This window comes from Azospirillum sp. FG154 (assembly GCF_057809575.1).
In genome coordinates this window covers 226125-241945 of the sequence record NZ_JBMDKF010000007.1, presented here as the reverse complement: position 1 = coordinate 241945, position 15821 = coordinate 226125, and the positions used below count along the sequence as shown (strand labels likewise).

The following is a 15821-nucleotide window of genomic DNA, read 5'->3' as shown; positions in this document are numbered from 1 at the left end:
TCTGGTCAATTTCTTTTCATTCCGGCCGAAAGATTGTTTTGAAAAAAGATTATTTAATAAGTTAATTTTTGGCCAGACACGCGCCCCGCGCGTTTGCAACGGGGCGCGCTCCTGTGTCGCTCAGCCCACCCCGTTGCTCTTGAACCACGCCTGCATCCGTCGCCAGCCGTCATAGGCGGCGGACGCGTTGTAGGTCGGGCGGTAGTCGGCGTTGAAACCGTGATCGACGTCCTGATAGACGACGATCTGCGACTTGCCGCGCCGGATCTGCGCCTTCATCGCCTCCACGTCGGCGTTGGGAATGAAACCGTCCTTGGAGGCGTAGAGGCCGAGAACCGGAACCTTGACCTTTTTGCCGACCGAAATGGCCGACGCGCCTTTCGGGTTCCAGGGCGGAACGCCAAGAATCCCGTACCACGACACCCCCGCCTTGACCGCCGGGTTGTGCGCGGCGTAGAGCCAAACCGCCCGACCGCCCCAGCAAAAGCCGGTGACGCCCAACCGCGCGACGTCGGCCTTGCCCGACGCCTTGGCGAAGGCGACGGCGGCGTCAAGGTCGCCGTTGACCTGCGCGTCCGGCGCCTTCGACACCACCTGAGTCAGGATGTCCTTGATGCTCTCCAACTTGGAGACGTCGCCCTGGCGGGCGTACATTTCCGGCGCGATGGCGTAATAGCCAAGCTTGGCCAGACGGCGGCAGACGTCCTTGATGTGTTCATGGACGCCGAAGATCTCCTGGATGACCAGCACCGTCGGAAACGGCCCGCCCACCGCCGGATGGGCGCGGTAGGCCGGGATGGCGCCGTCGGCCACCGGGATTTTCACCTCGCCCGCCACCAGCCCCTCGTCGCTGGTGTGGATGGCCTGGGCCAGCGCCGGGGTGACGGCGGCGACCGCGAAACCGGCGGCCAAACCCGTGACCAGGAAATGACGGCGGTTCAGGTCGGGCAGACCCGCCGCGCTGTCGTCGGCAATCATCGCCGGGCGCGTGTCGAACTCGATACGGTCCATAAGACGGCTCCTGTCCCAAATTTGTTGGTTGCACCGATGGCGTGACATTATGCGCGATTGTGGAAGCGGCAAGCCCCTGAAAAGCGATGGCGTCGCTCAACCCATCATACGATTGCGTGTTGAGCGTCGGCAAATTCAGTTGTAAAACCATCACGCATGACACAACCGCGCCACCCCCTCTCCGACGCCGAACGGCTCGACTGGCTCCGCCTGATCCGCACTGAAAATGTCGGGCCGATCACCTTTCACCGTCTGCTCGACCAGTTCGGCGACGCCCGCGCGGCGCTTGAGGCGTTGCCGGAGTTGGCCAAACGCGGCGGGCGGGTCAAACCGCTGCGCGTCGCCAGCAAGGCCGACGTCGAACGGGAGATCGCCGCCAACCGGCGATTCGGCGCCCGGCTGATCGCGTCCTGCGAACCCGATTACCCCGAAGCGCTGGCGGCGGTGGACGACGCGCCGCCGCTCCTCTCCGTCATCGGCCATCCCCATCTGTTGAGCCGCCGCGCCGTCGCCATGGTCGGCGCGCGCAACGCCTCGCTGAACGGCAAGAAATTCGCCGAAACGCTGGCCCGCGACCTGGGCGCCGCCGGGCTGCTGGTGGCGTCCGGGCTGGCGCGCGGCATCGACACGGCGGCCCATGTCGGCGCCCTGGCGACCGGCACCGCCGCCGTGGTCGCCGGGGGCATCGACGTCGTCTACCCGCCGGAGAATGAAACGCTCTACCGCGACATCGTGGCGCAGGGCGTGGTGATCGCCGAAAGCCCCATCGCCACCCAACCGCAGGCCCGCCATTTTCCCCGCCGCAACCGGCTGATTTCCGGCCTGTCGCTGGGGATCGTGGTGATCGAGGCGGCGATGAAGTCCGGTTCGCTCATCACCGCCCGCATGGCGTTGGAACAGGGGCGCGAGGTGATGGCCGTTCCCGGCTCGCCGCTCGACCCCCGTTGTCAGGGAACCAACAACCTGATCCGCCAAGGGGCCGCGCTGGTGGAAAGCGCCGACGACGTGCTGCGCGCGCTGGAAAGCCTGCGCCCGCTCAATCTGGGGGAACGGCAACCCGACCTGTTCGCCACCGCGCCGACCCGCGAACCCGACGAGTCCGACCTGGTTCGCGCCCGCGCCCTTGTTCTGGAAAACCTCAGCCCCACGCCCGTCACCATTGACGAACTCGTTCGCGGGTGCCAATTGTCCGCTCCGGTGGTGCTGACCGTGGTTTTGGAACTTGAGCTTGCCGGCCGAGTCCAGCGACAACCCGGTCATCAGGTGTCTCTCATCTGATCGGCGCCGTCCGTTTTGGGTAGGCACACGCAAAGGGCAGGTCTCTTGCCGGGCAGCAACGTCGTCATCGTCGAATCGCCGGCCAAGGCGAAGACCATCAACAAATATCTGGGCGACGATTACACCGTCATCGCCAGCTTCGGCCATGTCCGCGACCTTCCGGCGCGCGACGGCTCGGTGCGCCCGGATGATGACTTCGCCATGGATTGGGAGTTGGGCGACCGCTCCAAGCGTCACATCGACGAGATCGCCAAGGCGGTGAAGTCGGCCACCCGCATCTATCTGGCGACCGATCCGGATCGCGAGGGAGAGGCGATCGCCTGGCATCTGTCCGAACTCCTGCGCGACAAACATCTGTCCGACGACCGCGAGGTCCAGCGCGTCACCTTCAACGAAATCACCAAATCCGCCGTGCAGACCGCGATGGCCAACCCGCGCGCCGTGTCGCAGGAGTTGGTGGACGCCTATCTCGCCCGGCGGGCGCTGGATTATCTGGTCGGTTTCACCCTGTCACCGGTGCTGTGGCGCAAGCTGCCCGGATCGCGGTCGGCGGGTCGCGTGCAGTCGGTCGCCCTGCGGCTGGTCTGTGAGCGCGAATCGGAAATCGAGGTCTTCAAGCCGCAAGAATACTGGTCGATCGCCGTCGGCTTCACCACGCCGGGCGGCGTCGGCTTTTCCGCCGCGCTGACCCAGTTGGACGGCAAGAAGCTCGACAAGTTCGGCCTGCCGACCCGCGCCGCCGCCGAGGCCGCCGTGGCCCGCATCCAGCCCCAGCTCTTCGCCGTGTCGGCGGTGGAGCGCAAGCAAAGCCGCCGCAACCCGTCGCCGCCCTTCACCACCTCGACCTTGCAGCAGGAGGCCTCGCGCAAGCTGGGCTTCGGCGCCACCCGCACCATGCGCACCGCGCAAAAGCTGTATGAGGGCATCGACATCGGCGGGGAAACCGTCGGCCTCATCACCTACATGCGAACCGACGGCGTCAGCCTGTCGCAGGAGGCCATCGAGTCGGCCCGCAGCGTGATCGGCGAGCAGTTTGGCGAGCGCTACGTCCCCGGCCAGCCGCGCGTCTACAAGACCACGGCCAAAAACGCGCAAGAGGCGCACGAGGCGATTCGCCCGACCGACCTCAACCGCCGCCCGGACAGCCTGACCGGCGCGCTGGAATCGGACGAGTTGCGGCTGTACGAGCTGGTCTGGAAGCGCACGCTGGCCAGCCAGATGGAAAGCGCCGTGCTGGATCAGGTCGCCGTGGACATCGCCAGCCCGTCGAAGGACGTGGTGCTGCGCGCCACCGGCTCCGTCGTCGTCTTCGACGGCTTCCTGAAGGTCTATCAGGAAGACCGCGACGACAGCGCCGAGGACGACCAGCAGGAACGCCGCCTGCCCGCCATGGAGCAGAACGACGCGTTGGCCCGTGGCGACATCGCCCCTGAACAGCATTTCACCCAACCGCCGCCGCGCTATTCCGAAGCCAGCCTCGTCAAGAAATTGGAAGAACTCGGCATCGGTCGCCCCTCCACCTACGCCTCGATCCTTCAGGTGTTGCAGGACCGCGAGTATGTGCGGATCGACAAGCGGCGCTTCTTCCCGGAAGACCGGGGGCGGCTGGTCACGGCTTTCCTGGAAAACTTCTTCCACCGCTACGTCGAATACAACTTCACCGCCACTCTGGAAAACCAGCTCGACGAGATTTCCGACGGCAAGATCAACTGGAAGACCGTGCTGCGGGAGTTCTGGACGCCGTTCGACGTCGCCGTCAACGGCACCAAGGATCTGACCATCACCCAGGTGCTGACCACCCTGGACGAGGAGCTGGGATCCCATTTCTTCCCCGCCCCGACCGAGGGCGGTCACGATCCGCGCGTCTGCCCGGTTTGCCACGAAGGCCGTCTGGGGTTGAAGCTGGGCAAGATGGGGGCCTTCATCGGCTGCGCCCGTTACCCCGAATGCCGCTACACCCGCCCGCTGGCCGTCGCCAACGACGAGAGCGGCGCGTTGCCGGAAGGCCCGCGCGAGCTGGGGCCGGATCCCGACAGCGGCCTGCCCGTCACCGTGCGGCGCGGCCCCTTCGGCGCCTACATCCAGCTTGGCCCGGCCCCCGCCCCGGCGGAGGCCGCGCCCGCGCCGGTCGCGGTTGAGGAGAAGCCCGCCGACGGCAAAAAGCCCAAGGCCAAGAAGAAGGTCAAGGACGAGACGCCGAAGCCCAAGCGGGTGTCGCTGCCCAAGGGCATGGCGGCGGGCGACATCGACCTCGACACCGCGCTGCGCCTGCTGGCCTTGCCGCGCGTCATCGGCCCCCACCCGGAAACCAACGAAGAAATCAGCGCCGGCATCGGGCGCTTCGGCCCCTATCTGAAGCATGGCAGCGTCTACAAGTCGCTGACGCCCGACGACGACGTGCTGATGATCGGCATCAACCGCGCGGTCGATCTGCTGGCGGGAGCGGCGAAGAAGGCCTCGGCCCCGGCGAAGACTCTCGGCGACCACCCCAAGACCGGCAAGCCGATCACCATGGGGTCGGGCCGTTTCGGCCCCTATGTGAAGCATGGCAGCGTCTACGCCTCCATCCCCAAGGCGACCGAGCCGGACAGCGTGACGCTGGAACAGGCGTTGGAACTGATCGAGGCCAAAATCGCCAAGGACGCCGCCAAAAAGGGCAAGGCCCCGAAGGAGGCCGAACCGGCGACGGCGGACGCGGGCGCGGACGAGACGGCGGCGAAGAAGGCCCCGGCCAAGAAAGCCGCCGCGAAAAAGGCTCCGGCCAAAGCGGCGACGAAGACAGCGACAAAGACGACGGCGAAGACGACCAAGGCCAAGGCTCCGGCGGAAGCCCCCGCCGAAGCCAAGGCGGAAAAGGCTCCGGCGGCGCGCAAGAAGGCGTCGTAAGGGCGTCGGCTCTCAAGCCCCCTCCCTAACCCTCCCCCGCTTGACGCGGGAGAGGGAACAAACGCCGCTTCTCCATAAGGCCCCCTCTCCCGCAACGCGGGGGAGGGCTGGGGAGGGGGCATCCCAGAGCAACCACTCCCCACACCGGCCCGCCCGTGACCGATTCCCGCTTTCCGACCAAGGACGCCGTCCTTGCCCTCATCCGGTCCAGCGCGACGCCGGTCGGCAAGCGCGAGATCGCCCGCGCCTTCAAGCTGTCCGGCTCCGACCATCGGGAGCGGCTGAAAGACCTGCTGCGCGATTTGGAGGCCGACGGCGCCGTCGAGCGGGGCCGCAACAAGCGCGTCGCCCCGCCGCAAGCGCTGCCCGAGGTCGCCGTTCTGGAAATCTCCGGCGTCGATCCCGATGGCGAGGCGCAGGCCCGCCCGCTGACCTGGACCGGCGAGGGCGCCCCGCCACGCATTTTCCTGCTGCCCGAACGCAAGGGCGCGCCGCCGCTGGCTGTTGGCGCCCGCCTGTTGGCCAAGCTGGCGCGGATCAACGACCGGCTCTACGAGGCCCGAATCATCCGGCGGATCGAAGGGGCCAGCGAAACCCGCGTGCTGGGCGTCTACCGCCCGGCGGCGGATGGCGGGCGGATCACGCCGACCGACCGCCGCAACCGGACCGAATTTTTCGTGCTGCCGCCCAACCGGGGCGACGCCGAGGCCGACGATCTGGTGTTGGCGGAGATCCTGCCCGCCGGGCGGCTTGGCCTGCCGCAAGCCCGCGTCGTTGATCGCTTCGGCTCCACCGCCGAACCGCGCGCCATCAGCCTGATCGCCATTCACACCCATGGCTTGCCGACCGTCTTTCCCCATGGCGCGCTGCGCGAGGCCGCATTGGCCTCGGTCCCGTCGCTGGTCGGGCGCGAGGATCTGCGCGCCATCCCCTTCGTCACCATCGACGGGGCCGACGCCCGCGATTTCGACGACGCGGTGTGGGCGGAGGCGGACAGCGACCCGGCCAACCCCGACGGCTGGCGCCTGATCGTCGCCATCGCCGACGTCTCTTATTATGTGCGCCCCGGTTCATCCCTGGATCGCGCGGCGTATGAGCGCGGCAACTCGGTCTATTTCCCCGACCGCGTCGTGCCGATGCTGCCGGAAGCCCTGTCGAACGGGCTGTGCTCCCTGCGCCCGAACGAGGATCGCGCCTGTCTGGTCTTCCACCTGTGGATTGACCGCAACGGCGCGCTGATTCGGCATCGGTTGGCGCGCGGACTCATGCGGTCCGCCGCCCGGTTGACCTACGAACAGGTGCAGAATTGCCACGAGGGCCGCGCCGACGACGCGACCGGCCCGTTGGCCGACACAGTGATCGCCCCGCTCTACGGCGCGTACGCCCGGCTGTGGGAGGCGCGCGTACGCCGCCGTACGCTCGACCTTGATTTGCCCGAACGCCGCGTCGTGGTGGACGAGCGCGGACGGGTCGGCGACATCGCCACGCGGGTGCGGCTGGACAGCCATCGGTTGATCGAAGAGTTCATGATCGCCGCCAACGTCGCGGCGGCGGAGGTTCTGGAAGCGCGCGGCATGCCCGGCCTGTTCCGCGTCCACGACCAACCGTCGCTGGACAAGATGGAGACGCTGCGCGCCTTCCTGACCGGCATCGGCCTGACCTTCCCCAAGGGAGAGGCCTTGAAGCCGGAGCATTTCACCCGGATTTTGCGCCGGGTGGAGGGGACGCCGGACTCGCAACTGGTCAGCGAGGTCATCCTGCGCGCCCAGGCCCAGGCGGCCTACAGCCCGGACAACATCGGCCATTTCGGTTTGGCCCTGCCCCGCTACGCCCATTTCACCTCGCCGATCCGCCGCTACGCCGATCTGATCGTCCATCGGGCGTTGATCCGCGCGCTCAACCTTGGCGTCGGCGGGTTGGACGACGCGGCGATGGAGCGGCTGACCGAGATCGGCGACCATCTGTCCGCCACCGAGCGACGGGCGGCGACCGCCGAACGCGACGCCGTGGACCGCTTCACCGCCGCCCATCTGGCCGACCGCGTCGGCGCGCGTTTCACCGGGCGGGTGTCCGGGGTGACGCGCTTTGGCCTGTTTATCCGTCTGGACGACAGCGGCGCCGACGGCCTTGTTCCCATCAGCGCGCTGCCCGACGACCGTTACGAGCATGACGAGGCGGCGCACGCCCTGGTCGGCCAACGCACCGGAACCCGCTACCGGCTGAGCGCCCCGGTGACCGTCATCCTGGTGGAAGCCGATCCCTTGACCGGCAGCACCCTGTTCCGGCTGGCCGACTCGGCGCGCTGACTCCGGGCGTGGCCTGGCCGCAACGCCAAGACCGTTGGGATTCAGACACAGCCGCCCTTGATCGTGTTTTCTGCGCAACAGCGGTTGGCAATTCGTAACATTCGTGAGACACCCCCGAATTTGTCCCGCTCGCGCCACAATCGGGATGCTAAATGTTGCGCGTCCGGGATCGGGAAGCGCCCATCCGATCCGGTTTTGTGGGAAGGGAGGCTTGGGTTTTCCCCATGGCCAAGAGCGATCGCACGGTTCCGTCTCGCGTTTCGCCGTTTCAGACCCTGACGCGCGCCTTGCGCCGGTCTGCCCGTCTCGCCATTCCCACCAGCCTTGCCGCCCTTGCCTTCGCCGCGCAGCCGCTCGCCGCCGCGCCCAACAAGGCGGCGACGGTCAGCGAGCAGGTTTTCACGGTTGGTTTCAACAAGATCGCTGAGGTTTACCTGGAAGCGGTCAGTTTTGACCGGCTGGGCGTCGACGGCCTGAAGGGGCTGACCGCCATTGATCCGGCGGTGAGGATCGAACGGGCGAACACCACCGTACGTCTGTACGTGTCAGGCGCGCTGGCCGCCGAATATGGCGCTCCCAACGCGGGCGATTCAGCGGGTTGGGCCATTCTGACCACCCGCGTCATTGACCGCGCCCGCCTCTATTCCCCCATCCTGGCTCAGGCGGCGCCGGAGCGGGTTTATCAGGTCGTGTTCGACGGCGTGACCGCCGATCTCGACGGTTATTCGCGCTACACGGGCGTTCAGCGCGCGACCAACGAGCGGGCGCAACGCGAGGGTTATGGCGGCATCGGCGTGTCCTTGGACATCCACGGCGGTCGGGTGACGCTGCGCGACATCGTGCCCCGCAGCCCCGCCGACCGCGCTGGCCTGCGCGACGGCGACCAGCTCTTCGCCATCGACAATGATTTGATCGCGCGGATGAGCGAATCCGACATGCGTGACCGGCTGCGCGGCCCAACCGGCGCCCTGGTGACGGTGACGGTGGCCCGCGACGGCGGCACGCCCCGCCGCCTGCCGCTCCGTCGCGAGCGCGTCGTCCCCAACACCGTCAGCGTGTCCATCGTCGATCACGTCGGTTTGCTGAGGCTGGAGCGTTTCAACGCCACCACCGCATCCAACCTGCGCGACAGCGTGGCGGCGATGCGCCAAAGCCCCGGTGGGCGGAACCTGCGGGGCATGATCCTCGACCTGCGCGGCAATCCCGGCGGGCTGCTCGATCAGGCCGTCGCCGTCGCCGATCTGTTCATCCGACGTGGCCGCATCATCTCGACCGAGGGTCGCCACCCCGACAGCCGCCAGCGCTTCGACGCCGCCCCCGACGACATCGCCGACGGCCTGCCGATGGTGGTGCTGGTCGATGGCCGCTCCGCCTCCTCCGCCGAGGTGGTGGCGGCGGCGTTGCAGGACACAGGGCGTGCGGTGGTGGTCGGCGCGTCGTCCTATGGCAAGGGCAGCGTTCAGACCGTCACCCGCCTGCCCAACGATGGCGAGTTGTTTCTGACCTGGAGCCGCATCTACACCCCCGCCGGTTACACGTTGCACCGCCAGGGCGTCCAACCGACCGTCTGCACCAGCCGCCCCGGTCAGCATGACCCGGCGGCGCTGCTGACCGAATTGCGCGACGGGCGCAACCGCCCCGCCCAGATCGCCAGTTGGCGGATCAAAGCGGCGGACGACGAGCAGGCGTTGACCCGCCTGCGCGAGTCCTGCCCCTGGAAAGAGCACGAACCGGATTTGGACATGAAAGTCGCCAAGCGGCTGCTGGGCGAATCGCCTTTGTACCAACGCGCGGCGGCTCTTGCCGTCGTCAACACCGTGGCGGAGCGCTAGAGTCCGGGACTTGTTGAGCGGTTGCGATTCGTCTTGAATGGCGCCGCCCTTAACTCTTGACTTCGCAGCGTCACACGTTATCTTCCGCCGCTACGACGCCGCCCCCGCCGGGCCGGCGGGCACGGATTTTTTGTCGGGATCGAGATCATGGCCAAGCAGAACACCGTACTCATCAAGCTGCTGAGCACGGCTGACACCGGGTTTTTCTACGTGAAGAAGAAGAACCCCAAGAAGACCACCGAAAAGCTGTCGTTCCGCAAGTACGACCCGGTGGCGCGCAAGCACGTCGAGTTCAAGGAAGCCAAGATCAAGTAAGGCTTCCCGAAATTCGGGTACACGAAAGGCCGCCCTCTGGGCGGCCTTTTCGTTTGTGCGGCGGATCGGCTTGATGATGCGTCGGCCACGAGGGCAATGAACGCTGACGGCCCGCCAAAACGAAAAACCCCGCCGTCACAGGACAGCGGGGTTTCTCGGTCATCGTTGCAAAGGGGGATCGACGCCGCCGATCACTCCGGCGTGGCGGCCTCGGCGTCGGCCTCCGGGGTGCCCATCATCGCGTCGGCGACCAGACCGGCGTTGCCGCGAATCTTGGCCTCGATGGCGTCAGCCATCTCCGGGTTGTTGCGCAGGAAGTTCTTGGCGTTCTCACGCCCCTGCCCAATCCGGGCGCCTTCGTAGCTGAACCACGCGCCCGCCTTGTCGACGACGCTGGCCTGGATGCCGAGATCCAGCAACTCGCCAACCTTCGACACGCCTTCGCCATACATGATGTCGAATTCGACCACGCGGAAGGGCGGGGCCATCTTGTTCTTCACCACCTTCACGCGGGTTTGGTTGCCCACCACCGTCTCACGATCCTTGATCGCGCCGATGCGGCGGATGTCGAGACGAACCGAGGCGTAGAATTTCAGCGCGTTGCCGCCGGTCGTGGTTTCCGGGTTGCCGAACATCACGCCAATCTTCAAGCGGATCTGGTTGATGAAGATGACCAGACAATTCGACTTGGAGATCGAGCCGGTCAGCTTGCGCAGCGCCTGACTCATCAGACGGGCGTGCAGACCGACATGGCTGTCGCCCATTTCGCCTTCCAGTTCGGCGCGCGGCACCAGGGCGGCCACCGAATCGACCACCAGCACGTCGATGGCGCCGGAGCGCACCAGCGTGTCGGCGATTTCCAGCGCCTGTTCGCCGGCGTCGGGCTGCGAGATCAACAAGTCGTCGATGTTCACGCCCAGCTTGCGGGCGTAAGACGGATCAAGCGCGTGTTCGGCGTCGACAAAAGCGCAGGTGCCCCCGGTCTTTTGCGCCTGGGCGATGGCGTGCAGCGCCAGCGTCGTCTTGCCGGAACTTTCCGGCCCGTAAATCTCGACGATGCGGCCACGCGGCAAACCGCCGATGCCGAGCGCGATGTCAAGGCCGAGCGAGCCGGTGGACACCACCTCCGCCTCAACCAGATGCTCACGAGCGCCGAGCTTCATGATCGAGCCTTTGCCGAAGGCGCGTTCAATCTGGCTCAGAGCGGCATCAAGCGCCTTTTGCTTGTCCATGGAGTCCTTCTCGACCAAACGAAGCTGTGCGGACGACATGCCCGATCCCCCCTCTTAGACCATACGGCCCGTGCTCTTGCAACGAGGGAGAGTGTACGCTTTTTGTTCCGGTTTGCAAGGGCGCATGTTGCCTTGATGTTCTCACTCGCCCTTTGCCAGAATCCCCACCCGGCCCATTCACCGCCCCTCACGAATCACGTCTTTGACCTTGGCGGCGAGCTGCTTCAACGAAAAGGGCTTGGGCAGAAAATGGGCGATCTCCACCCCGTCGATCTCGCCCAACCGGTCTTCGGCATAACCGGAAATGAAGATCACCCGCATCTCCGGGCGCAGGCGGCGGACATGGCGAGCCAGGGTTGGGCCGTCCATTTGCGGCATCACCACGTCGGTGATGAGCAGGTCGATGCCCGCGCCGTCGCTTTCGATCTGCTGCAACGCCGCCTCGCCGTTCTTGGCCTCCAAGACCTGATAGCCCTTGTTGCGCAGCGCCCGGGCGGAGAAAACCCGCACGGCGTCCTCATCCTCCACCAACAGGATGGTGCCGGAGCCGGTCAGGTCGTACCCCCGCCGTTCGCGCGGCTCCACCACCTCGACAGGCCGCGCCTCGCCCCTATGGCGGGGCAACAGAATGGTGAAGGTCGTCCCCTCCCCCACCGTCGAATCGACGAAGACGAAGCCGCCGGTTTGCCGGACGATGCCGTACACGGTGGACAGGCCCAGGCCGGTTCCCGATCCAACCTCCTTGGTCGTGTAGAACGGCTCGAAAATGCGTTGGAGATTCTCGTCGGCGATGCCGCAACCGGTGTCGATCACCTCCAGACACACATAGTCGCCCGCCGGAATCGTCTCATGCTCGCGCCGTTCGGGCTGGGCGACGGCGTAGTTGGACGTGACCACAGTCAGCCGCCCACCCTCCGCCATGGCGTCGCGGGCGTTGACCACCAGATTGATGATGACCTGCTCCAACTGGTTCTGATCGACCTTGACCAATCCCAGGTCGCGGCCATGAATCAACTTCAGCTCAATGGTTTCGCCGATCAAGCGACGCAGCAGATTGGCCAGTTCGGCCAACACGTCCGTGACGGCGATGACGCGCGGTTGCAGGGTTTGCTGACGCGAAAAGGCCAAAAGCTGCCGCACCAGATTGGCGGCGCGGTTGGCGTTCTGCTTGATCTGCATGATGTCGCTGAAAGACTGGTCGCCCGGCTTGTGACGCAGCAGCAGCAGATCGCAAAAGCCGATCATCGCCGTCAGCAGATTGTTGAAGTCATGGGCGACGCCGCCCGCCAACTGGCCGACCGCCTGCATCTTTTGCGACTGGGCGAACTGCGCCTCCAGGCTTTTGCGCTCCGTCATGTCGATGAAGTGCAGGATCAGCCCCGCTCCACCAAGCCGCCGGGCGTAGAGCTGCGCGGTCAACTCCCGCCCACCAGACAACCGGACCTCCAGCGGCGCCGCCGGATCCTCGCCCCCCAACACCGCCCGCAGGCGGGCCGCCGCCCGCTCCCGCTCCGCCGGGGCGATCAGATCGGCCATCGGGCGTCCAATCACCGCGCCCGACTCGCTGCCAATCAGAGTCAGAAAGGCGCGGTTGCACTCCGACAGGCGCCCGTCGTCGTCCAACAGGGCGATGCCGATCGGCGCGTCTTCAAAAAAGCGTTGGAAGCGCTGTTCAGAACGGTGCAGCGCCTCCTGCCATTCATGCTCCGGCGTCAGGTCGCGGACCACCGACCGGGTGTGAACCGTGTGGCCATCCTCCGCCACCACAACGCTGTGGGCGACCGACACCTGAAAGGCGCGCCCCTGCACGCCGACCATCCGCAATTCGCCGCGTTGCTCGGCCCCGCCATACTCGAACAGGTCGTAAGGCGCGGCGCTGTTTGGCGGAGTCGCCAGAATGTCGCGCAGACGCTTGCTTCCGTCGGTCAGATCGCTGGGCGCGCATCCCAACCAATCCGCCAAGGTGCTGTTGACGAAGAGGAACTGGCCGTCCTGATCGACCGAGAAAAAACCGATGGGCGCGTGCTCCATGAAATCGACCAGTTTCGCCTGCTCGCGCCGCATGACCTGCTCCAGCTCGCGCCGGGCGGTGATGTCCTCGACCCGCCAATGGATGGCGCCGGGAAAACCGTTCACCGGCTGGCCTTGGATCCGCCGCCATTCCGGCGGACGGCCATCCTCGCCGGGAACCGGCAATTCGACGGCGGCGGTCAAGCCGGCGCGCACGCGCTCGGTCAAACGACGAAATTCCAGGGCGCTTTCAGGATCGCGGGCGAATTGACGCTCCAGCGCGTCGAACGGCGGCTCGCCCCCCCGCCAACCGGACAGGGACGCAAACGCGCTGTTGGCGAACACCACCCCGTCGGCGCCGTCGCACAAAAGCTGCCCCGCTGGCAGCCCCTCCAGCGCGCCGCCCAGCAAAACCCCCAACCGTGTGGAGCGTCTGGCGACGATGGCCGCGCGCCCAATCAGCAGGGCGACGCCCGCCGCCGCCGCCGCCGCGCCCGTCCATTCAACGCCCGACTGGTCCAGCACCATGCCCGCGACCAACGCGACCAGCCCCGCCGGGGCCAGCCCAAAATACAAAACGGCGGTCGCCAACGCGCCCAACGGCCGGATCGCTTGCCGCCTGCCCAACGGCGTCGCCTGATCGAAGGTTGCCTTATCCACCACCATGCACCCCGAAACGCCACACATCAGCCCCGCATCGACCGGCCTTTGAGTTTAAACACATAGGTGATGACTTCGGCCACCGCGCGGTAATGCTCCGACGGCACCTCCTCGTCGACGTCGCACGCGGCGTAGAGAGCGCGGGCGAGCGGCGGGTTTTCGATCACCGGCACCTTGTTGGCTTCGGCGACCTCGCGGATCTTGAAGGCGACCTGATCGACGCCCTTCGCCAGCACCAGCGGCGCGCCCATCTGGCTGGGGTCGTATTTCAAGGCGACGGCGAAGTGGGTCGGGTTCGTCACCACCACGTCGGCGCTGGGCACCGCCGCCATCATGCGCTTGCGCGCGCGCTCAAAACGAATCTGCCGAATGCGGCCCTTGACGTGGGGATCGCCTTCCTGCTGCTTGTGCTCGTCCTTCACCTCTTGTTTGGTCATTTTCATGTTCTTGTCGAACTGCATCTTCTGCCAGACAAAATCTCCGCCAGCGATCAGCGTCAGAACCACAAGAACCCCAACCAGAAGCCGATAAGCCAAAGCGTCGATGTGATTGATGAGCGCGGCGATGTCGATGCCGATGTAATTTTCAATGCCGCTGAACATCGGCTGCAAGGCCATGTAGGCGACGCCACCGACCACCATCAGTTTCGCGACGCTCTTCAACAACTCAACACCCTGATTCGCCAGCTTGAACATGTTCACCAAGCCGGTGATTGGGTTGAGCTTCTCGAATTTCGGCGCAATCAGCTCCCACGAGACGTGAAAGCCGGTTTGCCCAATGGTCGACATCACGCCCGCGATGACGAACAGCAGAATCGGCAACCACAAGGCCCACATCGCATCCAGCATCACCCGAAACAGCAGCGCGCCAACGCCCGCCCGGTCCATGGTGAACGCATCCAAATTCTCAAAATAATAATTCAGGCGAAGAATCATGCCCTTGGCCGTTCCCGGCAGGATCGACGTCAGAACAATCAGCATGGCCGCGACCATCAACCAGTTCGCGACCTCCTTCGTCATCGCAAAATTGCCCTGCTTGTGGGCTTCTTCGAGTTTTTTACTCGTAGGGTCTTCTGTTTTGGAGGACTCGTCCGCGTCTTCCGACACCGGATTCTCCTATGGTTGTAAAGGGCGCGATCAGAACGGCTTCAGGAAATCGACGAAGATCGCTTCAAAGCGGCTGAGCCAGAACATCATCATCGCCGCCAGCGTCAAGGCAAACATAAACAGCCCCAGCAACACCTGGACCGACGTGAAAAGTTGGAACACCTGGATCTGGGGGGCCAGCTTGTTCAACAGGCCAAGCGCCAGGGCGAACAGCAGCCCGGTGATGAGAAAGGGCGCCGCCATCTGCACGCCCAACAGAAATGTTTTGGAGACCAATTGCCCAATGACGTTCGCCATGTCGTCGATGGGAATCGGCGCCCCCGGCACAAAGGTCGCGTAGCTGTCCACCACCGCCATAATCAACAGATGATGCATGTCGGTGATGAACAGCAGCAACAGCCCCAGCCAGCCCAACAGCGCGCCGGGCAATGATCCGGAAGTCGCCATCGCCGGGTTGAAGATTTGGGCGTTGGACAGGCCGGTTTCCAAGGCGATGATGGTTCCCGCCACCTCCAGCGTTCCCATCAGCAGCCGTCCGACCGAACCAAGGAAGATCCCCACCGCCATTTCGCCGACGATCAAAACCGACAGTTGAAAGGGATTGCCGGGAATCGGTGGAAGCTGCGGGCGCAGAACCGGCGCGACGACCACGCTGACCGCCAGAGCCAGCAGCAGGCGGGTGCGGGCCGACACAAACGCGTCGCCGACGGTCGGCATCACGCTGAAGGCGGCGCCGACACGGACGAACACGATCATCCAGACGAAAACCTGCTCGCTGAGCAGAGTTTGCAGAACGTTCATCCGCCGGACGGCGCCGGGCTGGGAGTCATGCCGCTGCTGGGCGTGAAGGGCGCGCCATTGCCGTTCTGCGTGGCGCCGACCCCGATGGCGACGATGCGGTCGGCGACCTCCCGCTGGAAAAACGTGGTCAATTCGCCCAGCATGAACGGCATCAGCAAGATTGACAGACCGAAAACCAGCAACACCTTCGGCACCATGGCCAAGGTCTGTTCGCTGATTTGGGTGACGGCCTGAAACACGGAAATCACCGTGCCGACCAGCATCATGATGACCAAAATCGGCCCGCAGACGATCACCAGAGTGATGATCGAGGTGCGGCAGATCTCAATGACTTCGGTTTCGTTCATGGCGATGCGCGACAGGCAAGCGCTGACGTTGCGACGG

The 15821-nt window shown here is 65.6% G+C and carries 11 protein-coding genes; 5 read left to right on the top strand and 6 right to left on the bottom strand.

Annotated elements, in window-relative coordinates; genetic code table 11:
• Nucleotides 1–120 precede the first annotated feature (120 nt).
• Nucleotides 121–1011 (bottom strand): dienelactone hydrolase family protein, encoded by an 891-nt coding sequence (locus ACODS4_RS11140; protein ID WP_488863557.1) that lies wholly within the window; start codon nt 1009–1011, stop codon nt 121–123.
• 156 nt (nt 1012–1167) lie between these two features.
• Between ACODS4_RS11140 and dprA the strand changes: the two genes are divergently transcribed.
• From dprA to rpmG, 5 genes are all read left to right on the top strand, one after another.
• Entirely contained in the window at nt 1168–2289 is a 1122-nt protein-coding gene (dprA, locus tag ACODS4_RS11135) for a DNA-processing protein DprA (protein WP_488863556.1), read from the top strand.
• 45 nt (nt 2290–2334) lie between these two features.
• Nucleotides 2335–5175: a type I DNA topoisomerase gene (gene topA / locus ACODS4_RS11130; RefSeq protein WP_488863555.1), complete on the top strand. Its 2841-nt coding sequence runs from the start codon at nt 2335–2337 to the stop codon at nt 5173–5175.
• Between the two features lie 155 nt (nt 5176–5330).
• Nucleotides 5331–7481 carry a ribonuclease R gene (gene rnr, locus ACODS4_RS11125; protein WP_488863553.1) on the top strand — a complete coding sequence of 717 codons (2151 nt, stop codon included), beginning with the start codon at nt 5331–5333 and terminating at the stop codon, nt 7479–7481.
• Between the two features lie 224 nt (nt 7482–7705).
• Nucleotides 7706–9313 (top strand): S41 family peptidase, encoded by a 1608-nt coding sequence (locus tag ACODS4_RS11120; protein ID WP_488863551.1) that lies wholly within the window; start codon nt 7706–7708, stop codon nt 9311–9313.
• A 147-nt stretch (nt 9314–9460) separates the two neighbouring features.
• The gene (rpmG, locus tag ACODS4_RS11115) at nt 9461–9628 is read left to right on the top strand and encodes a 50S ribosomal protein L33 (RefSeq protein WP_085556071.1); all 168 of its coding nucleotides are present in this window, start codon (nt 9461–9463) and stop codon (nt 9626–9628) included.
• A gap of 191 nt (nt 9629–9819) precedes the next feature.
• Here rpmG and recA read toward each other — a convergent pair whose 3' ends face one another.
• The 5 genes from recA to ACODS4_RS11090 all read right to left on the bottom strand — a co-directional run bounded on the left by recA (nt 9820) and on the right by ACODS4_RS11090 (nt 15784).
• Nucleotides 9820–10899: a recombinase RecA gene (recA, locus tag ACODS4_RS11110; protein ID WP_488863549.1), complete on the bottom strand. Its 1080-nt coding sequence runs from the start codon at nt 10897–10899 to the stop codon at nt 9820–9822.
• A gap of 138 nt (nt 10900–11037) precedes the next feature.
• The gene (locus tag ACODS4_RS11105; protein WP_488863547.1) at nt 11038–13530 is read right to left on the bottom strand and encodes a hybrid sensor histidine kinase/response regulator; all 2493 of its coding nucleotides are present in this window, start codon (nt 13528–13530) and stop codon (nt 11038–11040) included.
• A 26-nt stretch (nt 13531–13556) separates the two neighbouring features.
• A complete protein-coding gene (gene flhB, locus ACODS4_RS11100) occupies nt 13557–14636 on the bottom strand; it encodes a flagellar biosynthesis protein FlhB (RefSeq protein ID WP_488863545.1) in 1080 nt (359 codons plus the stop codon).
• Between the two features lie 30 nt (nt 14637–14666).
• Nucleotides 14667–15437 carry a flagellar biosynthetic protein FliR gene (gene fliR, locus ACODS4_RS11095; RefSeq protein ID WP_488863543.1) on the bottom strand — a complete coding sequence of 257 codons (771 nt, stop codon included), beginning with the start codon at nt 15435–15437 and terminating at the stop codon, nt 14667–14669.
• Nucleotides 15434–15784 carry a flagellar biosynthetic protein FliQ gene (locus ACODS4_RS11090; RefSeq protein ID WP_488863541.1) on the bottom strand — a complete coding sequence of 117 codons (351 nt, stop codon included), beginning with the start codon at nt 15782–15784 and terminating at the stop codon, nt 15434–15436. Before ACODS4_RS11090 ends, fliR begins: the two co-directional genes overlap by 4 nt.
• Nucleotides 15785–15821: the final 37 nt, after the last annotated feature.